This window comes from Streptomyces sp. NPDC001002 (genome assembly GCF_053599215.1).
The window spans coordinates 57,962-80,293 of record NZ_JBSFLV010000029.1; the positions used below are offsets into that span (position 1 = coordinate 57,962).

General features: G+C 71.0%; 18 protein-coding genes. 2 read left to right on the plus strand and 16 right to left on the minus strand.

Annotated features, from left to right (window positions below):
• Positions 1-4 precede the first annotated feature (4 nt).
• From ACWDR3_RS15970 to ACWDR3_RS16035, 14 genes are read right to left on the minus strand one after another with little or no spacing between them, the layout of a single operon-like run.
• On the minus strand, positions 5-1,999 hold the full coding sequence (locus tag ACWDR3_RS15970) for a phage tail protein (RefSeq protein ID WP_450353080.1): 1,995 nt from the start codon (positions 1,997-1,999) through the stop codon (positions 5-7).
• A complete protein-coding gene (locus tag ACWDR3_RS15975) occupies positions 1,996-4,044 on the minus strand; it encodes a putative baseplate assembly protein (protein WP_450353081.1) in 2,049 nt (682 codons plus the stop codon). Before ACWDR3_RS15975 ends, ACWDR3_RS15970 begins: the two co-directional genes overlap by 4 nt.
• The gene (locus ACWDR3_RS15980; protein ID WP_450353082.1) at positions 4,041-5,990 is read right to left on the minus strand and encodes a putative baseplate assembly protein; all 1,950 of its coding nucleotides are present in this window, start codon (positions 5,988-5,990) and stop codon (positions 4,041-4,043) included. The genes ACWDR3_RS15975 and ACWDR3_RS15980 overlap by 4 nt, the downstream gene beginning before the upstream one ends.
• A complete protein-coding gene (locus ACWDR3_RS15985; protein ID WP_450353083.1) occupies positions 5,987-6,409 on the minus strand; it encodes a GPW/gp25 family protein in 423 nt (140 codons plus the stop codon). Before ACWDR3_RS15985 ends, ACWDR3_RS15980 begins: the two co-directional genes overlap by 4 nt.
• Entirely contained in the window at positions 6,406-7,107 is a 702-nt protein-coding gene (locus ACWDR3_RS15990) for a phage baseplate assembly protein V (RefSeq protein ID WP_450353084.1), read from the minus strand. Before ACWDR3_RS15990 ends, ACWDR3_RS15985 begins: the two co-directional genes overlap by 4 nt.
• Positions 7,104-8,285, minus strand: coding sequence for a phage late control D family protein (locus ACWDR3_RS15995; RefSeq protein ID WP_450353085.1), 1,182 nt, complete (start codon positions 8,283-8,285; stop codon positions 7,104-7,106). Before ACWDR3_RS15995 ends, ACWDR3_RS15990 begins: the two co-directional genes overlap by 4 nt.
• Positions 8,286-8,295: 10 nt before the next feature.
• A complete protein-coding gene (locus ACWDR3_RS16000; RefSeq protein WP_450353086.1) occupies positions 8,296-8,967 on the minus strand; it encodes a CIS tube protein in 672 nt (223 codons plus the stop codon).
• A complete protein-coding gene (locus ACWDR3_RS16005; protein ID WP_450353087.1) occupies positions 8,964-9,149 on the minus strand; it encodes a putative phage tail protein in 186 nt (61 codons plus the stop codon). Before ACWDR3_RS16005 ends, ACWDR3_RS16000 begins: the two co-directional genes overlap by 4 nt.
• Positions 9,150-9,154: 5 nt before the next feature.
• Positions 9,155-9,673: a phage tail protein gene (locus ACWDR3_RS16010; protein WP_450353088.1), complete on the minus strand. Its 519-nt coding sequence runs from the start codon at positions 9,671-9,673 to the stop codon at positions 9,155-9,157.
• Entirely contained in the window at positions 9,670-11,169 is a 1,500-nt protein-coding gene (locus ACWDR3_RS16015) for a phage tail sheath family protein (protein ID WP_450353089.1), read from the minus strand. Before ACWDR3_RS16015 ends, ACWDR3_RS16010 begins: the two co-directional genes overlap by 4 nt.
• Position 11,170: 1 nt before the next feature.
• On the minus strand, positions 11,171-11,626 hold the full coding sequence (locus ACWDR3_RS16020; protein WP_450353090.1) for a phage tail protein: 456 nt from the start codon (positions 11,624-11,626) through the stop codon (positions 11,171-11,173).
• Between the two features lie 45 nt (positions 11,627-11,671).
• Positions 11,672-13,936, minus strand: a complete 2,265-nt coding sequence (locus tag ACWDR3_RS16025; RefSeq protein WP_450353091.1) for a phage tail sheath family protein — start codon at positions 13,934-13,936, stop codon at positions 11,672-11,674.
• A gap of 11 nt (positions 13,937-13,947) precedes the next feature.
• Positions 13,948-14,694, minus strand: a complete 747-nt coding sequence (locus ACWDR3_RS16030) for a carboxypeptidase-like regulatory domain-containing protein (protein WP_450353092.1) — start codon at positions 14,692-14,694, stop codon at positions 13,948-13,950.
• Positions 14,691-15,275 carry a DUF4255 domain-containing protein gene (locus ACWDR3_RS16035; protein ID WP_450353093.1) on the minus strand — a complete coding sequence of 195 codons (585 nt, stop codon included), beginning with the start codon at positions 15,273-15,275 and terminating at the stop codon, positions 14,691-14,693. Before ACWDR3_RS16035 ends, ACWDR3_RS16030 begins: the two co-directional genes overlap by 4 nt.
• A gap of 199 nt (positions 15,276-15,474) precedes the next feature.
• Here ACWDR3_RS16035 and ACWDR3_RS16040 point away from each other — a divergent pair, with 199 nt between their 5' ends.
• Together ACWDR3_RS16040 and ACWDR3_RS16045 are read left to right on the plus strand one after the other, a co-directional pair.
• A complete protein-coding gene (locus tag ACWDR3_RS16040) occupies positions 15,475-15,672 on the plus strand; it encodes a hypothetical protein (RefSeq protein ID WP_450353094.1) in 198 nt (65 codons plus the stop codon).
• Positions 15,673-16,047: 375 nt separating this feature from the next.
• Entirely contained in the window at positions 16,048-16,587 is a 540-nt protein-coding gene (locus ACWDR3_RS16045) for an AfsR/SARP family transcriptional regulator (RefSeq protein ID WP_450353095.1), read from the plus strand.
• Positions 16,588-16,659: 72 nt separating this feature from the next.
• Here the strand turns inward: ACWDR3_RS16045 and ACWDR3_RS16050 are convergent, their stop codons facing one another.
• Entirely contained in the window at positions 16,660-18,633 is a 1,974-nt protein-coding gene (locus tag ACWDR3_RS16050) for a galactose-binding domain-containing protein (protein ID WP_450353096.1), read from the minus strand.
• A 72-nt stretch (positions 18,634-18,705) separates the two neighbouring features.
• Entirely contained in the window at positions 18,706-22,263 is a 3,558-nt protein-coding gene (locus ACWDR3_RS16055) for a choice-of-anchor D domain-containing protein (protein WP_450353097.1), read from the minus strand.
• Positions 22,264-22,332: the final 69 nt, after the last annotated feature.

A 22,332-nucleotide genomic window follows, 5' to 3' on the forward strand; every position in this document is an offset into this window, starting at 1 on the left:
CCTTTCACCACACTCGCGTATGCACACCGACGGCGGAGACGACTCCCACACCCACCCCTCGGCGCAACCCTCTGGGTCCTGGTCCGATCACCCCGTCGCGGCCCAGCCGCAGCGGGTGTTGGCCGCCCAGTACGGGCGGCGGAAGTGGTACGAACGCGGTGTCCACGCCGACCGTGGACCGGGAGCCGACCACGAAGCCCGCGCCGCCCGTCCGTACCGAGCCCACCGTGTGCGCCGGTGCCTGCCGCTCCACGAGCCGCCGCAGTGCCTGCTCGTCGGCCGGTGCGGTGGGAAGGAGCACCCGGAACCGGTGCGCGTGCGCGGTGAGCGGGTCGGTGTCCGGCGCGCCGAACGCCCGCAGCGGCGCCCCGCCCAGCGCCGAGCCGCCGATCCGGAACCGGCTCGACGACCGGCTGAACAGCCGCACGGCGCCGACACCCAACTCCCGTGATTCCAGGGGCCCTTTGGGCGCTTGGCCCTCATGCGACCCGGTAGCCGCACGCACCCACGCCCACCGCCGGTCCGTCGCCAGCTCCTCGATGACCGGGCGCACCCCGAACACGATGCGTACCGCCTCCCGCAGCGCCCACGGTGTGCCCCGGCGCCGGTACAACTCCGGGGCCCTGGCCAGCAGTTCGCGCCGGGTCCCGGCGTCCCAGCCGGCCTCGAAGGACAGGCCCAGCAGTCCGGACAGCCACGGCAGCACCTGGTCGGGGACGCCGGCCGGGTCGAGGAGCGCCGGGTACCGTTCGATCACCCGGTCGAGGTCGGCGAGCGAGGCGTCGAACAGGGACAGGAAGCGCTCGGTGAAGTCGTCGGCCGCGGGGTCCATGCGGTAGGCGGGCGGCAGGAGTTCGGCGCTGGTGGACCGGGGGAAGTCCAGGCGGATCCGGCGTACGACCGGGGTCGCGCCGCCGTCGCCCGACAGCCGCAGTCGCAGCCGCAGACAGCGGCCGGGCGGCTGGTCGACGAGGAAGTCCGTGACTCCGGGGGGCGAGATCTGCCAGTCGGTCTCGTCGTAGCGGCCGTCCTCGGACACCACGATCTCGACCGCGACCGCTGTGCCGGCCGGCACGTCGGCGTCCACGCGCACGCGGTGCCAGCGGCAGCGTGAGATGCCGCTGTCGAGCAGGCCGGTGAGGAGGAGTCCGTCGGTCGCGTACGGTGTCGTCGCCGTCGGCGGGGTCTGCCTCGGCCCGCCCTGCCAGGTGTGGCAGGTGGTCACGGCGCCGTCCGGGCCGTCCTCCCGCAGACAGAACCCGTCCTCGTCCGCCGAGATCAGCGCGGACGGCGGCAGGGCCGCGGCGAGTTCGTCGACGGTGGCGACGCGGAATGCGCCCTGTCCGCCGCCTCGGTGGATCGTCAACCGGCCGTCGTCGTCGGTCAGCAGCCAGATCGTCCGGCTCTCCCCTGTGCGCAGCCCGACGACCTCGCCGCGCGCTCCGGTGTGCAGCAGCCCGCGGAAGGCGCCCGTCGAGTCGAACCGGCGCAGGTCGGTGTCGCCCGCGCAGGCCACGAGGACCTCGTCCCCGGCTGCGGGCGCGGCCCACCGGGGCTCGTCGACCCAGATGACACCGGCGAGTTGCTCTCCCTCACGGCGCCACACCAGGACCCGGTCCCCGTCCACCACGGCCAGTCGGTGTCCCCGCGCGGCGACGGAGACGGGCTCGCGCAGCAGGCCCGGGTCGCACGGCGGCGGCCATACGGTGGTCCAGGCGCCCGTGCAGGCGTCGCGGCGCAGCAGGCCCGGGCCGTCCGGGACGAGCAGGTACCAGGAGCACGCGTCGCATCCGGGCGCGAGGCGGGGGTCGGGGAACCACGGGAGCAGCTGCTGTCTGGTGGGTCCGTCCGGTGCGGGGCCGCTGTGGGCCAGCCGGATGCCGGCCGGGTCGTCGAAGCCGACGATGTTCTCCAGTCCCGGCTCGCCGACGACGGGTTCCTCCCAGCCGACGTGGGCGTCGAGGAGGCGGAAGGTGGCGGGGTGCTGGGTGCACGTCATGTCCGGTCTCCTACCGGGATCAGCAGCGGGCGCTCCGGCCAGACGAGGGTGTGGGGCGGGATCGCGTGGTCGGCGCAGGCCGGCTGCCGTATGCCGTCGACGACGAGCGAGAGCCGGGTGACGGCGAGGACGCCGTCGGCCGCGAGGAGGCGCCGGAGCAGTGCCGTGTGCCGCAGTGCGCCGCCGAACGGCCAGCCCGCGCCGTTCTCGCCGCCGGTGAGCGGATCGAGGTAGGTGCGCACCGCGTCGCCCGCCCCGGTCAGGACGGTGGCCCGGTCGAGGTCCGGGTCGAGCGTGACCCAGGCCTCCACGGCGACCTTCCGGTACGAGGCGGGGGCGGCGACGACGGTGACCCCGGCGGGGGCGACCTCGCGGGTCAGGAACTCGGTGACGGCGCGCAGGGTGGCGGCGGCGGGGACCGGTGGTTCGCCGGTGTCGTCGGCGGGCGGTACGACGAGGACTCCCACGACGCCGGGGATCGGCGTGCCGGCGAACCCGGGGTGCAGTCCCGCCACACCCTGGGCGCGGGCCACCGACGCGCCGGGCGCGCGCAGGGCGAGGAGGCCGTAGTCGGCCGGTGCCACCGCCCGGCCCCGGGCGCGCAGTTGACCGACGCCCCGGCGCATCGCGTCCTCGTCGGGCTCGGCGTCCGTTCCTCCGGTGGCGGGGAAGGGGTTGTTGACGCCGGTGACGAACGGCAGCGCGGTGACCACCGAGTTGACGGCACCGGCGCGCACGGCACCGGCGCTGCCGCCGCCGACCCGGTAGCGCACGGCCCGTACGTTGCGGAACCCGGGCGGCACGGCTGTACCGTTGACGCCGTCCCCGAAGGTCACCTCACCGGTGGCGTGGTCCACGGTGAACACCGGGTCGTCGGCGCCGTACGCGGCCAGGCTCTCCACCTCGTGCCAGCGGGAGGAGGTTCTGGACGTGGAGCCGGCCGTGGTGCCGAACACGTCGCCGCCGGTGTCGTCGTCGACCTCGATGACCACGGACCCGGCGAGGATGGGGATCTGACTGAGCGTCATCCGCCGCAGGCCGCTCGCGCCCGGGGTCTGGACCGGCTGGAGCGGCTCGTCCCTGATCGTGCGGGCGGCGGTGGCCGCGATCGTGTTCAGCCGCAGTCCGGAGAGTACGGGCGCAGGGCCGCCGAAGGCGCCGTGCGCTATCTGCAGCCGGATCCAGCGCAGTTGGGGCCGCGGTCGGGAGCCGGGTGGGCTGCCCGGCCGCCATGAGCGCGGGACCCTGAGTTCGACGGTCCCGTCGGCGCTCAGTCCGGCCGTGGAGTCACGTACGAGTTCGGCGGGCACGAGCCGGGTGCCGTCGAGGATGTCCCAGCGCAGGAGCGGAAGGGCGGGCAGGGGAAGGGGAGTTGGGCCGCCGGAGTCCGCGGGAGCGGGTGCGGCGGCGACGACCACCAGGCCCAGCGAGAGGCGCGGATAGGGGACGGCCGGTCCCGCGAGGCCGATCCACAGGCCGTTGCCGGGTTGCGGGTCGCGGCCGAACGGCGCGAACGGGCGGCCGGGACCGGCGGGACCGAGCGGCAGGTCCTCCAGCGTCCCCGCCTCCTGGACGGCGAGTGCGGCGAGGGTGGCCGGTGTGGCGTACAGGTCCTGGTCCGTCTCGTAGACGACCTGGCCCGCCGGTGTCGAGGCCGCGCTCTGGAAGCCCGCGGGGATCAGCACGGAGACGCCGTCGGGCGGGTTCACGGTGAACTCCAGGAGCGCGGCCGCCGCGCTCGCGGGCCGCCTGCGCACTCCGGCCGTGGCCAGGTGCTCGGCGAGTATCTTCTCCGGCAGCCGGTTGACGCGCGAGAGCACGGGTTCGGCCAGGGTCCCGAAGAGGCGGACGAGCGCCACCCCGGCGTCCTGGCGGTCGGGGTCGGTCCAGTCGGGGGTGTAGCCGGCGATCCGGCCGCGCACGTCGGTGCGTACGGCCTCGCGGGTCGCCTCGACCAGTTCCGGCTGGACGCCGGACGGGCCGGTACCGGGGACGAGGTCGCCCTCGGTGCGCGCGTCCTTCTCCCACCACACGTCGCCGGTCATGCCAGCCCCTCCCCCGGTTCGACGGTGGGCACGATCCGGGTGCGGACCGACCGCAGTGCGGGCAGTTCACCGGTGCGCAGCGCCACCTCGTCGCAGCTCTCGTCCGGGTCGGCCCCGTCGAGGCCGATCGCCACACCGGCGACGTCCGCGAGGTCTCCCAGGGCCCGTTGGGCGGCACGCAGGAGGGCCGACGGGCGCAGCGCCTCCCCGAACGGCCAGCCGTCCTGCTCCTCGCCGCCGACGAGCGGGTCGAGCAGGCGGCGCAGCGCGGACGTGACCACGGCGGACACGCGGGCGCGGTCGGCCGGGCCGCCCGACAGGTCGACCCGGAGGCTCACATCGCGGTAGCGGGGCCCGCGCACGAAGACCTCGGAGGTGAGCAGCCGGGCCTCGTCGAGGCGGGCGGCGACCGCGCGCAGCATGCCCGGGTCGGGCCGCGGCGCGGCGACGAAGTCCTCGCGGTCGAGGTCGGTCCGCTGCGCCGACGGGACGATGTGGACGGTGACCGCGCCGGGCACCCGGTCGCACGCGAATCCGGCGTGCTCGCCGAGGGACGCGTAGGCGCGGGCGACGGCGACTCCCGGGGTCGTACGGGCGAGGGTGACGAAGTCGTCCGCGGTGACCGCCCGGGTCACCTCTCCCAAGGAGGCGCCCGCGCGCTGCCGTGCGGCGGTGACCGTCTCGGGGTCCTCGCCGCCTTCGGCCCGTACGAGGTTGGCGGCCACGACCGTGCCGAGGTCCGCCGGGGTGTCCGGGAGCGCGACCCAGTTGTCGGTCAGGCCGCCGTTGCCCTCCCGGCCGCCGCCGAGCACGTAGTCGACGACGGCGTCCGGGTCCGGCCTGGGGATGCGTCCGGTGAGTCCGTCGCCGAAGACCACCGCGCCCTCGGTCCGGTCGACCAGGTGGACGCGGTCGGTCGGCGCGCCGAAGGTGAAGTCGGGCACCGGCTGCCACTCCTCGCCCGCCAGGCGCACGGCCGCTTCGAGGAGCCGGCCCGCGGCGTCGGGCAGCACCAGGTGCTGACCGGGGAGTTTGAGCCACGCCTCGATCTGGTCCGCCAGGTCGGCGCCCTGTGCGGTGTACCGGCGGCGGTGGCGGGCGACGGAGACGTTGACGGCGAGCCCGCGCAGGAGGGGCGGGGCCGCGTAGGTCGCGGCCGTGGTCGAAACCAGCACGCCGGTGTCCTCGGTGGTCCAGCCGGCGGGCGGGTGGAGCCGGACGACTCCGGACCGCCGCAGCCCGGCCGTGCCGTCCTCGACCTTCTCGAACGGACCCGAGAGGTCGGAGTCCGGCCGGAACCAGGACCAGGTCAGCTCGGCGGGAGGCGGTACGTCGGCGACCGCGGTGGGCAGCCAGGACGCCAAGGACGCGGTGGGGGCGTCCAGTTGGAACAGGAGGCCGATCGGGCCGGGGGCGGAGTGCGCTCCGGTGAGCGGCAGGGTGAACCGGGCCCGCGCCGGCGTGCCGTCGCCCGCGAGGAGTGCGACGCCCCGGCCGGCCCGCAGGTCCGCGGTGCGGTCGCGGTCGGTCCACACGGTGATCGTGCCGTTCTCGGCGAGCGGGAGGACGGTGACGTCGTCGTCGAGGGTGAAGACGACGCGCCCCAACGGGTCCCGGGTCAGCGCCGTTCCGGCGGGGACGAGCGGAACGGCGGTGCCCTGCTGCCGGGCGGACAGCCGCAGCACCGTGGCCGCGGGACGGGCGGGGCGCGGCGGGGCGATGCCGAGCAGCCGGAGGATGGCGACGACGAGGGCGTCCGGTACCTGGTCGAGCCAGTACAGCCGCTGTTCGAGGAGGTAGGCGAAGAGTTCGAGGAGGGTGACGCCCGGGTCGACGGGGGCGTGCAGGGTCCAGGCGCCGTCCGACTCGGCGGGGATCCGGCGGCGGACGGCCGCCATCATGTCGGCCCAGGTGAGGTCGTCGAGGCGGGGTGCGGGCACGGTCATGGTGTGCTCCCCGCGGGACCGGTGAGGCCGCTGAGTCCGACGTAGAACGGGAACACCAGGTTGGCCTTGGTGTTGCTGCGCCGGACGCGGTAGACGACGGAGACGGTGACCCGTGACTCGTCGGCCGGGTCGGCCTCCGCGCGGACCTCGTCGAGCTCCACCCTGGGCTCGTGGACGCGGACCGCCTCGGCGATCGAGTTCTCCAGGTCGCGCAGGTTCTGCACACTGCCGGGGGCGAACACCAACTCCGGTGCGCGGGTGCCGAGTTCGGGCTGCATCACGCGCTCGCCTCGGCCGGTGAGCAGCAGTGCTCGCAGACAGTGCTCGATGCTCTCCTCGCCGACGGCGTAGCCGAGCCGCCCGGCCTCGTCGGGCAGGATCGGGAACCGCCAGCCCGTGCCGAGGAAGTCCTCGCTCATGCCGTCCTCGCCTTCTTGGCCAGGACGTCGGCCGTGAGCGGAACGGTCGGCGCGCTGGTCGGCCCGGCGGAGGACGGGTGGGTGTGCGTGTTGAACTTCTCGAGCAGCGCGTTGCCGAGCACGAGGGGTTCGGTGGCACCGGCGCCGAGTTCGATGGCGGAGGAGTCGACGGTCACCTTCGGTGCCTTGAGGGTGATCTCCCCCTGCGCGGAGACGGTCACGCTGCCGCCCTCGGCGGCGGTGATCCGGATCGCCTTGCCCTGGTCGTCGAGTTCCACCACGTGCCCGGCGGCCGAGGTGATGCGTACGGCGGCCTGGGAGGTGTTGTCGTCGAAGAGGATCTGGTGGCCGTGCTTCGTCCGGATGGTCTTCTGGTCGCGTCCTTCGGTGCGGGCGGTCGGCGGTTTGTCCTTGCCGTTGTAGAGGCCGCCCAGGACGACGGGGAAGCGCATGTCCCCGTGGACGAAGGCGACGAGCACCTCGTCGTCCTTCTCCGGGACGAACACGGAGCCGTAGCCGTTGCCCGCGTACAGCTGGCTCACCCGGCACCAGTCGGTGACCGTGGTCCCGTCGAACCAGGGGAACTTCAGCTTGACCCGGCCCTCGTCGTCGCCGTCGCACTCCGCGACGAGCGCTTCCACGACGCCGTAGAAGCGTTTGTCGGTGCTGCGGGACCGTGGCGTGGTCCTGGTCGTCACTGGTCCCCCTGGTGGATCCGCCGGCCGGTGAACTGGGTGAAGAAACCACTGGTGTTGAGGGTGTGCTCGACCCGTTTGACGAAGTACGTGCCGGAGAACCGGCGTCCGAGGCCGTAGATCTCCAGGTTGTCGCCGGGCCGCAGTTCGGGCAGGCCCGCCACCTTTCCGGTCGCGGTGATGAACTCGTAGGCGCGCTCGCGCAGCAGGCTGATCGCCAGTTCGCGGGCCTCCTGGTCGCTGGTGACCGGTGCGTCGACCATGACCTCCTGGCGGCCCTGCACCGCGGACTCGGCGGCCTGCGGCCCGCTCTGGCCGTCGGCGGAGTTCTGTCCGGCCGGGAGGTTCTCGGCGGTCGCGGTGAACGCGATCGGCTGCTTGGTGCGGGGGTCCCAGCCCCGGACGGTGACCTTGCTGACCTGCTGGGAGACCGTCAGCGTCGGGGTGAACTCCATCAGATTGGGGATCAGTCCCGCGGGCTGATTCGTCGGGCCGGTGGACAGCCCGGGAGCGTAGGCCAGCCGGTACACGCGGATCGGGCGGCCGTCCCGGCCGTCGGTGGGTTTGATGAAGTACAGCGTGTCCTCGCCGGTGACCGGGTCCGGCAGCAGGAAGCAGTCGAAGTCGAGCCGCTTGGCGCGCTCCAGCAGGAAGCTCGCGTCGTCCTGGTTCTTCTGCACCACGCGGTCGTGGACCGGGCCCTCCTCGGTGACCACGATCCGCAGGTGGTTGCGCCGGGCGATCTGCTGGGCGATCTCCCAGTCCCGCTTGCCGAGGTAGATCTTGCTCTCGTTCTCGGTGGGCTTGCGGTCCTTCAGCCGCAGCAGCCCGTCGACCCCGCTGACCGAGATGGTGGGCGACGAGCCGTCGGTGAACTTCGGGCTGAGGGTGGAGATGGTCCCGGTGGCGACGGTGAGCAGCTGGTCGGCGTAGCCGAGGCGGACCGAGACCCGGCAGCCGAGCTGGAAACTCGGCGAGTCGCTGTGCTTGAACCTCAGGTTGGCGTCGTCCCAGTTGTTCAGGGTGAGGTCGAAGCCGGACATCTCGTCGATGTCCCGGTTCACCTTGATGTCGATGACGTCGTTCTTGGTGGACGGGTCCAACTCCAGTCCCTCGATGCGTACTTCGAACTCGGGCGCGTACCGGTCGGGTGAGGCGACCTCGGGGGTGGGAGAGCTCATCGCGTGCTCCTCACGGCAGCCGGGGCACGGTCAGCACCCGGCCCGGTCGCAGGTCCCGCGGGTCGTCGATGCCGTTGGCGCGCGCCAGTTCGCGCCAGGCGTCGGGGCGCCGGTACACCGCGGTGGAGATGGAGCTGAGGGTGTCGCCGCGGCGCACCACATAGCTCTTCTCCACCGTGGGCGAGGAGCGCGGCACGGCGGCGACCTGCACGGCGGCCGGGCGGTACTCCTTGAGGGAGAGGTCCAGCATCGCCCGCAGCGGCACGCCGTCCGGCCGGAACAGCTGGTAGTTGACGTCCAGTTTCTCGACGACGCCGGTGAAGACCTCCTCGTCCCACACGAACCGGACGATGGGCGGCGCGTGTTCGCGGCTGTCGGGGCGCAGCAGGTTCCGCAGCGCGTCGACGTACGCGGTCCGTACGTTGTCCAGGGTGTCGGAGGTGTCGACCAGCGCCTGGACGGTGAGCGTCTCGGTGCCGCCGCGGATGTACTGCAGCGGGGGTGTCTCCAGGCCGGGGATGGTGATCTCGGCGAAGGTGTTGCTCTTGCTGAGCTTGTAGTCGGTGGGGTTGAACCGCAGCGGGATCCGCCGCTGCCGCTCGTCGGCGATCACCGGCCGGACGATCTCCAGCCGGGCCTGGGCGGCGCCCTGGCGGGCGGAGGAGACGGGCGTGACGCTCACGACGGGCCCTCCCCGTCGCCGAAGCGGCGTTCGGCCTCGGTGTGTTCGGTGCGGGCGCGGGCGTCCTCGTAGAGCCTCGCCCAGGCCTGGATGTGCTTGTTGAACAGCCGGGTGAAGACGGCGCCGTCGTCGCCCTCCACCTGGTACCGGACTTCGAGGTTGTGAATGGTCACCTTCGGCACGCCGGTCACCTCCCTTGGCTCTGTCGCGGCAGGCCGTTCGCCGCGGTGTCCTGCAGGACTTTGGTCAGCCCCTCGTGGGCGATCTCCAGCGACTCGATGGCGACCGCGTTCTGTTCGGCGTGCAGGTCGGGTCCGGTCCACTTGGCGGCGAGCCCGCCGTGGAAGGCCCAGGCCGCGCCGGGTGTCCCGTCCGGGGCGAGCAGGATCACCGCGCCGTCGCGGCGGGCGCCGAGGGAGTCGGCGAGTCCGGTCTGGTACCAGGTCCACAGGCCGGAGTCGCGTACCACTCCGCGTTTGAGGGTGATGCGGTTCCAGGAGTGGCGCAGCGGGAGTTGGTGGACGGAGTCGTTGCGGCCGCCCTCCGGGTAGCTGGTCACCTCCAGTTGGGCGCCGAGCCCGGTGACCTCCTGGAACGCTCCGGCGGCGACCAGCGGCAGCAACTGCGCCTGGGCGGGCGGCAGATACGCGTCGCCGGGGTCGAGCGTCACGAGGAATCGGTACTTCGGCAGCGGGTCCTGGTTCATGCCTCGATCACCTCCAGACCGCGGTCCTGGCCGAGTACGAGACGCAGCCGGACGAACTCCATGGGGACGGCGGCGGCGACCTCGATCTCGCAGACCAATTGCCCCGGGTCCTGCTCCGGCGGGTTGTTGGTGTCGTCGCACACCACCTGGAACGCCTGCTCGGGCCGGCTTCCCGTGAGGGCACCCGCCCGGAAGGCGGACAGCAGCACCGAGGTGATGGCGCGGACGAGGGTCAGCCGCAGTTCGGGCGAGTTGACGTCGAACACCAACGGGCTCGCCACCCGGCGGATCGCGCGCACCAGGAGGTGCAGCAGTCTGCGGTGCGCGATGTAGCGGGTGCGGGGGTCGGCGGACAGGGTGCGTCCGCCCCACACCATCAGTCCCCGGCCCCGGGTGCAGCGGATCAGGTCGACGCCCGCGTCGAAGAGGCGGACCTGCTGGGGCTCGGGGAGTTCGGCGGCGAGGTCGACGGCCTCCAGGATCACGGCGCCGGCGGGGGTGTGGTGGGCGCCGCGCTCGGCGTCGAGCCGGGCGATCACGCCCAGCACGTGCCCGGACGCCGGGACGGTACGCAGTGCGGGTCCGTCGGGGATCCGCAGCGGCGGGTGGTAGACGGCCGCGCAGCTCAGCAGTCCGCTGTCGCCGGTCCCGGTCAGTGACTCCACCCAGTCCGCCGTGGCGTCGACGGAGGACAGCCGGGGCGGGACGTCGAGGACGACCAGCCGGTCCAGGAGCGGGGACACGGTCCCCAGCAGTTCCAGGACCGCGTCGGTGTGCACGGTCCCGGACAGGTCCGTGCCCAGGTCGGGCAGCGCCACCAGGGCCGGTTCCGGGAGTTCGGACTGCACGGTCACGGCGTCCGTGTACTCCTGGCGGGTCGGCGGGGAGTCGGTGCCGCCGGCGAGCGTCAGGGACCAGGACATCGAGATCGGGCCGGGAGCGCCGGGGTCGGGGGCGGGTCCGTCGGGGATCAGCCGGATGTAGCGGGATTCGGCGAGCCGGTCGGCCACCGCGGCGGGCGGCAGGCCGGGGAAGGTCTCGGGCGCCTCGCCGGGCACGGTGATCCGCACACTCACCGTGGGCGGTCCGGCGACGGTGCTGGCCTGGTGGCGGATGCCGACGCGTACGGTGTCGCCCCAGGCGCCCGGGCTGGTGGCGACCACCCGGTAGCGCGTGGCCGCGAATCCGTCGATGTCCCCGACCGGCCACAGGGCGTGCGCGGTGGCGGCCGGCCCGGACACCCTCAGCACCCAGGCGGTGCGGCCGCCGTTCTCGAAGAAGCCGCGCAGCGCGTACGGCGTGGCGAAGTCGCCCTCCGGCGGTGGCGGTCCGAAGACGCCCACGACGTCGTTCCAGCTCTCCACGCGCACCGGGGTGCCCACCGGACCGCGGCGGAACCGGCCGAGGAAGGCTGCCACGTCCGTGCGCAGCGGCTCCGGTTCCGGGCCGCGCGGCACGAACGTCAGGGATACGCCGGGAAGCGCTTCGCTCGTCATGTCAGACGTCGATCTCCAGCTTCTCGACCGCCAGGACGAGCGTCTCCATGGCGATCTCGTTCTTGGTCGCGCTGAGCGTCGGGCCGGTGTACTTGGTCGGCCAGCCCCGGTCGAAGTTCCAGCGCATCGCTTCCTGGCGGTTCTCGTCGAGCAGCACGATCGAGCCGGAGGCGCGGCGCACCTTGCCGTTGAGGGCCTCGGTCACCCAGTTCCAGAAGCCGACATGGCCGGTGATGCCGCGCTTGAAGGTGAGGTTGGTGAACTTCTTCAGTCCCGGGATCTTGCGGACGGTGATGTCCTCGCTGCCGTTGCGGTACTCGATCGGCGGGACCTCCAGCTCCAGACCGCTCATCTCGGTGAAGGAGCCGCTCACCGCGACGCCGTCGTCGCTGACGTTGGTCACGATGATCTGGAAGTTGTATGACGCGTAGGGATCTTCCCTGGTCACGGGTGGCATGGTGGCCGCTCCTCAGTCGGGTGCTCGGGCTCGGTCGGGTGCTGCTCAGGCGAGCTGGGTCTCGCGGGTCTTCTGCTGGATCCGGAAGATCACGAACTCCGCGGGGAAGACCGGCGCGACACCGATGACGCAGATGAGCCGGCCGTTGGCCAGGTCGTCCTCGGTCATCGTGGTGCGGTCGCAGGCGACGAAGAACGCCTCGTCGGCGGTGGTCCCGGCGAGCGCGCCACTGCGCCAGACCGTGGTGAGGAAGTTGGTGACCGTCTGGCGGACCAGGGCCCACAGCGACTCGTCGTTGGGCTCGAAGACCACCCACTGGGTGCCCTCGTCGATGGACTCCTCCAGGAAGAGGAAGAGCCGCCGGACGTTGATGTACTTCCACGAGGTGTCCGAGGACAGCGTGCGCGCGCCCCACACCCGGTGGCCGAGGCCGGGGAAGAACCGCAGGGCGTTGATCCCCTTGGGGTTCAGCAGGTCCTGATGGCGTTTGGTGACGTCCTGGGCGATGCCGTCGGTCTGCCGGATGCCGCGGATGACCACGTTGGCCGGTGCCTTGTGCACGCCCCGCTCCACGTCGACCCGGGCGTAGATCCCGGCCATGTGACCGGACGGCGGTACCTCGACGTCACGGTTGGTGGAGGGGTCGCGGGCGACGAGCCACGGGTAGTAGAGCGCCGCGTACTTGGTGTCGATGGGCTCGCGGAAGGTCTGGATGCCCTCGATGTCGAGGCCGTCGCGCGGGTCGAGGATCGCGAACCGGTCCCTGAGGAGTTCGCAGTGCGTGACCAGGGCCGATTCGACGGTGCCGGACCACATGCCGGGCACCGCGCAGACGGCCACCTCGTCTATGTCCTCCAGAGCGACGATTCCGGTACGGCGACCACTGCCGCCGTCCACGCCGACGAAGTCGGACACCCTGAGGGCGGCGTACGCGTCGTCGCCGTCCGCCAGCGTCAGCCACGAACCCGTCGCGGGCACCGGGAACTTCGTGAGATCGGTGGACAGGCCGGTCAGCGCCGTGGCCTGCACGAGCTGCGAGCGGCTCTGCAGGGCGGTCGTCAGATTGGCCGGGTTGTCGCCGGTGAGCCGGAGGTTGGGGAACGTCTCGGTGACCGCCGCCCCCGCGGTGTCCGTGAACCGGGTGCTGACCTCGGCCTCGACCAGATGGATCCGGTCGGTCTCGAAGAGCGTCCCGGGGACGTTCCGGTCGAGGGTGACGAGATCCTCGGCGACCGTCTGGACGCCCATGGCGGTCAGGGTGGTGCCGTCGTCGACCTGGACGACCGCGCCCTCGTACAGCCTGCTCGCGCCGCCGACCCGCAGCGTCGGCGCGGCCGCGGTGTTGCCCCGGCGCACACGGCGCACCGTGAGCCCGGTCTCCCACTCCAGGTGGGTCGTGTTCGCCGGGAGGGTCAACGTCACCTTGCCGTCGGCCGGTTGGCTCACCTGGACCTTGAAGCGGTCGGTGCCGATCAGCACCCACACGTCGGCGGGCAGGTCGTCGGGGTCGAGTCCGTTGGCCGTGGCCACCTCGACGGAGTCGCTGTTCGCGTCGGCGTCCGCGACCAGGCGCGTGATGAACAGCGCGCCCTCCTGCGGATCGGGCAGCACCGGCAGGGCCGCACCGACCATCGGCTGCACCCGGACCTGGACGCCGTCGCCCCACGCCCCGGGGCTCACCGCGGCCAGCCGCAGTGTCTTCTCGGCGCCACGCTGCCCGACCTGGACGTAGTCCCCGCGGGCGATCCTGACCTCGGCGGGCAGCGGCGTCTCCAACTGGATCCGGCGGGCGCCCATGTCGTACGCGGAGACCGCCGCGGTGTGGATCGTCTGCTGGTCGTCGCCGCGGAAGATCTCGATCTGCTGGCCGACCCCGGTGAAGCCGATCAGGTGCCCGAGCCGGAGGCTGGTCGCGCCGGGCGCGGCGTCGGAGGCGACGGGGCTCACCAGGCCGTTGACCAGTTCCCCGGAGGCGGGCTTCGCGCCTTCGGCGGCGACCCGCTTGATGTAGAGCCGCTGACCGCCGTTGTCGAAGAAGCCCTTGACGGCCAGCGGGAACAGCCACCAACGGCCGCCTTCGGAAGGGTCGTTGGCCCAGCCGTCGCGTACGCCCGCCTCCGGCTCGGGCAGGAAGCCGCCGAAGACCGTCTGGAACTCCAGGAAGTTCGTGACCAGTTTGGGCTTGCCGGAGTACGGGCCGCGAGCGGTCACCCCGACCATGCCGGCCGTGCTCGTACTCACCCCCGCGATCGTCCGTGGCCCCGCATCGATCTCCTCGATGTAGACCCCTGGGCTCAGATACTCGGGCATGGATGGCTCCTTCACTGCTCACGAATCTCGATGACGTGTCGGCGCTCGGCTTCCTGGGGCAGGCGCACCGTCAACTCCCCGGTCCTGCCCGGCCGTTCGGTGGCCTCCAGGAGGAAGGTCTCCTCGGCGGTGTTCTCCGTGGCCTTCTCGCCCTCCCAGCGCAGGGCGAGCCGGAAGGCGCCCGTGGCGTCGGAGAGGGTGCGTTCGTGCCACGGCGTCAGGTCCTGGCCGGTCCGTCCCCCGGCCTCGACGAGCGCGTTCGCCACGGGGGCGCGGGTGGTCGCGTCGAGCACGACGCCGCGGACCGTGCGCACACCCGGCGGATAGGGAAAGGCGACCCCCGGCAGCAGTCTGACCAGCCTCGGGGAGGCCTCCTCGGACGGCGGGTGGGTGTCGTCGTAGGGGTGGACCAGGAACTCGACGCCGACGAGACCGGCCGAGAACGGTTCGCCGTCGGCCGGGTACAGCGGCTGGTAGCCGGCGGCCTCGAACCGGACCCGGTGGCGCTCCGGCGAGGCCGCCCACGGCTCTGCCCGCCTGCCGAGTCCCGGGAAGGCGAAGTGGCCGCTGGGGGTGCGCACCGCCCTGTCGTCCAGCGGCAGCCAGCCGCCCGTTCCGTCGGACCCGCCCTCGTCGTCGAACCGTTCGAGGCGGACCTCCACGCCCGCGGAGCGCACCCGGCGGGCGTGGTCGTCGAACGGCACCAGCCAGACGGGGCTGTAGAGGACCGAACGGCCCACGGGCAGAAAGGCGTTCATGGTGTCGCCGCCCCCTGGATGATCCGGCTGCGCACCGGGCGCACCGCCGTCTCGACGGCCGAGTCCAGGTTGACGACGCGGATCTCGTAGTTCAGGGAGAGGCGGTACGGCTTCTGGATCGCGTACCAGACCCAGGACTTCTGATCGAGGGTCAGGGGCGTCAGGGTCGTGTGCAGCGAGTCCGTGCTGCCGGCCAGGCTGCCGGACAGTTGGGTGCCGTCCAGGATCGCGTCGTCGTAGAACGTCTGCAGGGCGCGGCCGAGCATCCGGTGCTGGGTCGCCTGGTCGCCGCCCCACGGGGTGATCAGATACCGCAGCAGCAGGGCCATCGGCGGTTTGCGGGTGGTGAGTTGGTCGGGCGGCTGGGAGCGCACCGGGGGCCGGTTGCGCGAGGTGGGGTCCTCGGCGATCTCGTAGAGGAACACCGTGAGTTTGGGGGGCGGGGTCTGCACCGCCTCGGAGAGGTCGTTGAGTTCCGCGATCGGTGGGGGCATGTCGCGCTGGCCCAGGCCGCGCAGGGACTGCGTCAGCGTGCTCACGATGACTGACGAGACATCGGCGATCACACCGAAGTCACCCATGCGAAGCCCCCTCGGACCGGTGCGCGCGCCGACGACGTATGCGGAGAGCATGCAGAGGCCCCCGTGATCGGCCCGCGACCCACCCGTCACACCGACGTCACCGCCGCGTACGGGTTTTCGTCCGCGTCGCTCGTGATGACGTCACCGGACACGGATCGACAACGCCCGGGTGACAGCGGTCGGGGACACTCGGTCTCTCATGGAGACCCCCTCAACACGGTCCGGCGTCCTGATCCTTCGGGTATGGGTGGAGAGCGGCAGGGAGGACGGCTTCCGCGCGCGCATCATCCGGACCGTCGACGGGCAGCAGGAAACACCCACCGCGGTGAGCAGGACGGGCGACGCCCTCGCAGCCGTGCGGACCTGGCTCGATGAGCTGATCGAGCGCGAGGGGTGACGAATCCGCGACGCTCCGGTGATTCCTTTTTGACGCCCGCCCGTTAATAGTCGAGTCTGCGATCGCAACTTGCTTGTAACGTGGCCTCGGGAATCTCTGGAACCACACCGAAGATCACCGAAGTCGACATCGGTATCGGGGGCGTCGATGAACGGACGAACACAGCCAATCTCCCTGAGGTTACTCAAGGGATTTGCACTGACGATTGATCACACCCGCATTCCAGTCTGCTCCAGCACGCAACGACTCATTGCTTTCCTGGCCCTGCAGGACATGCCTCGCTCACGCACCTACGTGGCCGGAATCCTCTGGCCGAATGTCACCGCATCACGTGCCAACGCAAACTTGAGGTCCTCTCTCTGGCGAGCGACACGCATGGGACACCCCATCATCGACGCCTCCTCACGCGAACTGGCCATCTCCAAGGACATCGCCGTCGACCTGCACGGAGCCGTTGCGTGTGCACACAGGCTGCTCGACAACTCGCGCGCGTGCGACGACATCCTCACCATGCAAACCCTGGCGGACCTGTCGGCCGACCTGCTCCCTGAATGGCCGGGAAACGACTGGATGCTGATCGAGCAGGAGCAATATCATCAGCTCCGCCTTTATGCCCTGGAATCAATGACCGAGCGCCTCACGGCAGCACGGCGCCACGGCGAAGCGGTCGCCGCCGGACTCACCGCCGTGCGTACGGAACCCTTACGGGAAAGTGCACATCGTGTGCTGATGAAAGCGCATTTGGCAGCCGGCAACAGGGGCGCTGCACTGCGCCAATACGAACAATGCCACCGCATCCTTCAGGACGAATTGGGGCTGGAGCCCTCCCCCTCCCTGAGGGCCCTTCTGCCGCCCCACACCGAACGCAACGGGCGATCCCGGCTCCGGCCCTCCGGAGCCCAACTCGAAGTGTGATGCCGCCTCACCGGCACGGAAGACGGCATCAGAACCGCGTGCTCCTACGACAACCCGGGCTCCCGGCGGCGATCAGGCGCCGAACACCTGGAACTCCGAGACCTGCCCGGCCGGCCAGCCCGTGTTGGCGGTGAAGGTGAGGCGTACGTAGCGGGTGGTGACCGTGGCGGGGAGGGTGAGGGTCGCGGTGTTGCCGGTCGCCGGGTTGAAGGTGTAGCCCGCCGCGGCGAGGAGTTGGGTGGAGGTGCCGGCGTCCGTGCCGCCCTGGACGGAGATGGTCTGGGTGCGGGTGCCCCAGGCGGTGGCCGGGGGAAGGGTGAGGACGATCCGTTTGACGCCGGTGGCCGCGCCCAGGTCGACCTGGAGCCACTGCGGGAAGGCGTTGTTGGCGGACTCCCAGTAGGTGTTGGTGTCGCCGTCGGTCGCGTTGCCCGAGCCGTAGGTCTGGGTGTGACTGCTCTCCGAAGTGGGGCGGCGGAGGGCGAGGTTGGTGGTGCTGGACGGGGGGTCGGTGGTGACGGATGCCTGGTTGGACGGTTGCGACACGTTGCCCGCCGCGTCGACGGCCACGACGTCGAAGGTGTACGCGGTGGACGCGCCAAGTCCGGTGACAGTGAACGAAGTTGAGCTGCTCGTGCCCACCTGGGTACTGGTCGAGCCCGACACCTGACGGATCCGGTAGCCGGTCACGCCGACGTTGTCCGTCGCCGGATTCCAGCTCAGCGAGGCCGAGTTGCTGGTGTGTCCGGTGACGGCGAGAGCACTCGGCGCGGTGGGCGGTGCGGTGTCGCCACCGCCGGGAACCACCGGCTGGGTGGGACGAGTCGCGGTCAGCGCGATCTGGCCCTTGAGCATGCGGCCGCCGTCGCCGGTCAGGCGCAGGTAGTAGTCCGAGGAGCAGGCGGTACCGTCCTCGTCCAGGGCCAGGAAGCCGGAGTTGGTGGGCACCCATGCCTGGGTCTCTGCGGTCTTGGCGATCTGGTTGCCCTCGTTGTACTCGTCGAACATCGAGATGTAGATGCCCTGCACCCCGGCCCGCACCATGTTGTAGAACTGCCGCCACATGAAGTCGCCGTGCGCGCGCTGCCGTCCGGAGACGTCACCGGGCAGGACACAGGGCTGGAAGTCGATGCCGTTGGCGTTGCAGTCGGCCTGGTCGGGGACGGTGTAGGTGTTGTAGGCGTTGTCGGCCTCGCCCACATTGCCTATGGCACCGACCATCCACGGCGAGATCATGTTGAAGGCGTGATAGACGCCCAGGAAGCCGGGCTGCGAGCCACCGGTCCCTGTCCGCCATTCGCGCGGGACGCCGCCGATGACGTAACACCCCTGGTTCTTGAACCAGTTGACGACGTCGAGGCAGGCTGCGGGGGTGAAGGGATGGTTCGGGTCGTTGAAGCCGAAGCCCCAAATGCAGACGACCGGCTTGCCGTTCTGCTTCGCGTACGCCGAACTCGCCGTGTGGGCGGACATCTTGGTCGTCCAGTCCGTCTTGATCTCGGACTGCATGTTCGTCCAGTTGGAGACGTCGTACATGATGTAGAACTTCCGCCCGTACGACTCGGCCGCGCTGCGCACCTTGGTCGCCATGGCGTCGCGGGTCGGGCCCTCGCCGCCGGTGGGGTTGAAGCGCTGGAGCGCGGCGGTGTCGATGTTGTTCTGCTGCATCCACAGGAAGTGGGTGTTGACCGTCTGCTGGTCGTAGGAGGAGAACAGCTTGGCGGGCTGGCCGTTGCCCAGGGCGGCGTACGACGTCTGGTAGGTGTTGGTGTACTCGCGCACGTCGGGCCAGCAGCTGATGCCGGTGTTGGTCGGGGACGGCGGCTGGCCCCAGTTCTGGGTCCAGTGCCACCAGCCGTTGATGGGCGCGCCGTCGCCGATGCAGGCGAACCAGCCCTGGTAGCCGACGGTGATCTTGCCGACCACGTCGCCCGGCGGGCTGGCCGCGGACGCGCTCGGGGCGAGTGCGGTCCCGGCCGCTCCCACGGTTCCCACCGCGCCGGCCGCGACCGCGGCCCTCAAGAAGACTCTGCGTGTGACACCCATCTCGACTCCTTTCGGTGGTCGGTGCCGCCGAGCGCGCTCACGCTCGCGCTCGGCGGCACCTTCAGGGGCAGGTCAGGTGTTCCAGACCTGGAACTCGGAGATCTGACCGGCCGGCCAGCCGTCGTTCGCCGTGACGTTCACCCGGACGTATCGCTGGGTGGTCGCGGTGAACGTGATGGTGACCGTGTTGGTGGTGGCGGGGTCGAAGGTGTACGTCGCCGACGACTTGAGGGTGGAGAAGGAGGAGCCGTCGGTGCTGCCCGACACCGACAGCGTCTGGTGGCGGGCGCCCCAGGTCGCGGGGAGTTGGAGGACCACACGACTGGCGCTCTGCGCGGAGCCGAGGTCCACCTGGACCCACTGCGGGAAGGCGTTGTTGGCGCTCTCCCAGTAGGTGCCCTGGTTGCCGTCGGTCACGTTCGAGGACGGGTATACGGAGGTGTGGCTGGACTCGGTGGTGGCCGCGCCCGCCGCCAGGTTCCGGCTCACCGTGCCGGCTCCAACGCCCGTGAGAGCGACGGTGGTTGTGCCGTTCGACGCGTTGCTGGCGATGCTGAGATCACCGGCACGGGTGCCGGACGCGGTGGGCCTGAACGTGACGTTCACCGTGCAGGAGGCGCCCGCCGCGATCGACGTACCGCAGTTGTTGGTCTGCGCGAAGTCGCCCGTGACGGTGACGCCGGAGACGGTCGCGGCGGCGGTACCGGTGTTGGTCACCGTGACCGTCTGCGCGCTGCTGGTCGTGTTGAGCGCCTGGGTGGGATACGTCAGTGACGTCGGGTCGGCCGACAGGGTCGCCGGCGAGGAGCCGCCGCCGCTGGGGAACACCTCGAAGTCCGACAACTGGGCGGCGTTCCAGCCGGTGTTGGCGGTGATGTTCACCCGTACGTATCTCGCCGTGGCGGCGCTGAAGGTGATGGTCGCCGTGTTGTTGTTGGCGTTCGGGTCGAAGGTGTACCCGGCCGAGGCCTTGATCGTGGAGAAGCTGGAGCCGTCCGTGGAGCCCTGTACCGACAGGGTCTCGGTGCGGGCCGACCACGCGGTCGCCGGCGGGAGTTTCAACACGACCTTGCCGACGCTGTAGTTCTGGCCGAGATCGACCTGGGCCCACTGCGGGAACGAACCGTTGGTGCCTTCCCAGTACGTCGAGGCGTCCGGGTCGGTGAGGTTGGACGCGACGTACGGGCTGTTGCCCGAACTCGCCGTCGCCGGGCGCCCGGCGGCGATGTTGGTGGTGCTGTCGATGCCGCTGCCGGTCAGGGAGACGGTGGTCGGGCTGTTGTTGGCGTTGCTGGTGACGGTCAGGGTGCCGTTGCGGGTGCCGCCCGTGGTGGGCTTGAAGCCGACGGTCACCGTGCAGGACGCGCCGACCGCGAGGGTGGAGCAGTTGTTGGTCTGGCTGAAGTCACCGGTCGCGGCGACGGCCGAGACGCTCGCCGACGCGGTGCCCGAGTTGGTCACCGTCACCGTCTGACCGGTGGCGGAGGAGCCGACCACCGTGGCGGGGAAGGACAGACTCCCCGGGTCGGTGTTCAGCACCGGGCCGGGTGCGGTACCGGTGCCGGACAGGCTGACCGTGTTGGTGGTCCCGCCCGCGGTGACGGTCAGGGATCCGTTACGACTTCCGGTGGCCGTCGGCGCGAACTTCACGCTGACGGTGCACGAGCCGTTCGCCGGGATCGACGAACCGCAGGTGTTGGTCTGGGAGTAGTCGCCGCTGGTGGAGACCGACGAGACGGACGCGGCGGTGTTGGTCGGGTTGGAGACCGTCACGGTCTGCGCGGCGCTCGTCGAACCGGTCGCGACGGAACCGAAGTTGAGCGCACTGGGGGTCGCCGTCACGCCCTCGGGCGGGTAGGGCGGGAAGACCGGCGCGGGCCAGCCGCCGCAGTACGGCGTGCCGCCGATGCCGGAGTTGCCGCCGCCGTCAGTGACGACGAAGTTGCCCGAGCAGCTGTACACCGGGTTCGAGTAACCGACGCCGGTCGCCGTGACGTTGGTGAACTTGGCGGCGCCGCCGGTCTGTTCCTGGAGGGCGAAGGTGCCGGTGCCGGCGATCGTCACGTTGTTGAGGTTGACGCCGCTGATGGTGCCCTCGACCCACTGGACGGCTTCGTACGGACTCTGCTGGATCAGCGCGTTGGTCACGTTGATGGGGCCGTTGATCGCGCCCTGGCTGCCGTCGAACCACAACGCCCCTACGCCGAACTGCCAGTTGGGGTCGAGGCTGCCGGCCCGGATCATGGTGTTGTCGGAGATCGTGGTGAGGCCGACCGGTGTCGACGTGAAGCGCTGCCCCACGTGGATGCCGCCACCCTGGGCGAGGCCGGTGTCGACCACGCGGTTGCCGCTGACGGTGTTGTCGTGGCCGCCGTAGATCGCGATGGCGTTGGCGAGGATCTGCAGGGACACGGTGTTGTTGGAGATCGTGTCGTTGGCGTCGGCGCCGATGGCGGCGTCCGCCCAGGTGGCGATGCCGTCGTCGCCGGTGTTGCGGATGTCGCTGTTCGTCACCTTCGAATTGGTGACGCCACCGTGGAAGTTGATGCCGTCCGCGGTGGTGTCCCGGATGCGCAGGCCGGTGAAGGTCAGCCCGTCCATCGGCCCGTCCATCCAGGCGCCGACCTTCATGTGGGCGATCCACAGATTGGCGACGGTGGAGTCGCTCATCGCGCCGCCGATGCCGTTGACCTGGGCGCTGTCGTCGCGTTCCTGCACATTGCCGAAGATCGCGAAGTTCTGCAGGCGCACACCCGTGCTCGCGTTGGGCGCCGAGTTGCCGTAGAAGCCGGGGGCCGTGCCGATGACGGTCGAGTACCACATGCCGGCGCCGGCGATCGTGACGTTGTTGACGCTGATGTGGCCGGGGATGTTGTAGCTGCCCGGCGGGATCCACACGGTGCCGCCGGGGCCCGCCGAGCTGATCGCGGCGTTGAACGCGCTGGTCGCGTCGGCCACGCCGGTGGAGTCGGCGCCTTTGCTGGTCACCGACACCGCGCCCGAGGGTGCGGTCAGGGCGGCGCCGACCTGCTCGAAGTCGGCGAAGTCGATCGTGTACGAGGAGGCGGTGCTCGCCGCGTCGACCTGGAGCCTGAAGGTCGTGCCCGCCGGATACGTGGTCGTGAACAGGCGGTGGGCCTCGTCGTAGAAGTGGTGCGGGTTGCTGCCCGGCGTGTTGGTGAAGGGGTAGCTGCCGTAGTACCAGCTGTAGGCGTTGGTCAGGGTGAAGTCGGGCTGCTTGACGTCGTTGACGTACAGCGACAGCGGCGCGGTGTAGACCGAGCCGTTCGAGGTGTCGGGGATGCTGTAGCGGAAGTTGATCGAGTTGGTCGCCACCGGCGTGGTGAACGTGACGTACTTGCCGGTGCCCTGCAGCGTCGTCGCCTTGCGGTACGACGCCTCGTCGGCCAGCTGGCCCTGGGTGTAACTCGGGCCGATGTTCGTGCCGTTGGTGGTGGAGTTCTCCGCCTGCACCTCGACGTAGGGCAGGCTCGCGCCGCTGCCGCCGGTGGCGGTGGACGCCGCCACGGCGGGTTGGACGGCCAGTACGACGACGCCGACGGCGGCCAGCATCACGGTGCTCACCGCCCAGACGAGGGCGCGTCTCAGATCTCGGATGGAATGGAACACGTGCCACTCCTTACGTAACCAAATGCCGGAACTGTCCCGCTAGCGCCGCCAGGGAGGGAGGGGAGACAG

Excerpts from the sequence above, each read along its gene's own strand:
- ACWDR3_RS16050 (WP_450353096.1), bottom strand. The coding sequence starts at position 18,633 with ATGGGTGTCACACGCAGAGTCTTCTTGAGGGCCGCGGTCGCGGCCGGC.
- ACWDR3_RS16015 (WP_450353089.1), bottom strand. The coding sequence starts at position 11,169 with ATGACGAGCGAAGCGCTTCCCGGCGTATCCCTGACGTTCGTGCCGCGC.
- ACWDR3_RS15970 (WP_450353080.1), bottom strand. The coding sequence starts at position 1,999 with ATGACGTGCACCCAGCACCCCGCCACCTTCCGCCTCCTCGACGCCCAC.
- ACWDR3_RS15985 (WP_450353083.1), bottom strand. The coding sequence starts at position 6,409 with ATGAGCGAGGACTTCCTCGGCACGGGCTGGCGGTTCCCGATCCTGCCC.
- ACWDR3_RS16025 (WP_450353091.1), bottom strand. The coding sequence starts at position 13,936 with ATGCCCGAGTATCTGAGCCCAGGGGTCTACATCGAGGAGATCGATGCG.
- ACWDR3_RS16010 (WP_450353088.1), bottom strand. The coding sequence starts at position 9,673 with ATGAACCAGGACCCGCTGCCGAAGTACCGATTCCTCGTGACGCTCGAC.
- ACWDR3_RS15995 (WP_450353085.1), bottom strand. The coding sequence starts at position 8,285 with ATGAGCTCTCCCACCCCCGAGGTCGCCTCACCCGACCGGTACGCGCCC.
- ACWDR3_RS16040 (WP_450353094.1), top strand. The coding sequence starts at position 15,475 with ATGGAGACCCCCTCAACACGGTCCGGCGTCCTGATCCTTCGGGTATGG.
- ACWDR3_RS16020 (WP_450353090.1), bottom strand. The coding sequence starts at position 11,626 with ATGCCACCCGTGACCAGGGAAGATCCCTACGCGTCATACAACTTCCAG.
- ACWDR3_RS16035 (WP_450353093.1), bottom strand. The coding sequence starts at position 15,275 with ATGGGTGACTTCGGTGTGATCGCCGATGTCTCGTCAGTCATCGTGAGC.
- ACWDR3_RS16045 (WP_450353095.1), top strand. The coding sequence starts at position 16,048 with ATGGGACACCCCATCATCGACGCCTCCTCACGCGAACTGGCCATCTCC.
- ACWDR3_RS16030 (WP_450353092.1), bottom strand. The coding sequence starts at position 14,694 with ATGAACGCCTTTCTGCCCGTGGGCCGTTCGGTCCTCTACAGCCCCGTC.
- ACWDR3_RS15975 (WP_450353081.1), bottom strand. The coding sequence starts at position 4,044 with ATGACCGGCGACGTGTGGTGGGAGAAGGACGCGCGCACCGAGGGCGAC.
- ACWDR3_RS15980 (WP_450353082.1), bottom strand. The coding sequence starts at position 5,990 with ATGACCGTGCCCGCACCCCGCCTCGACGACCTCACCTGGGCCGACATG.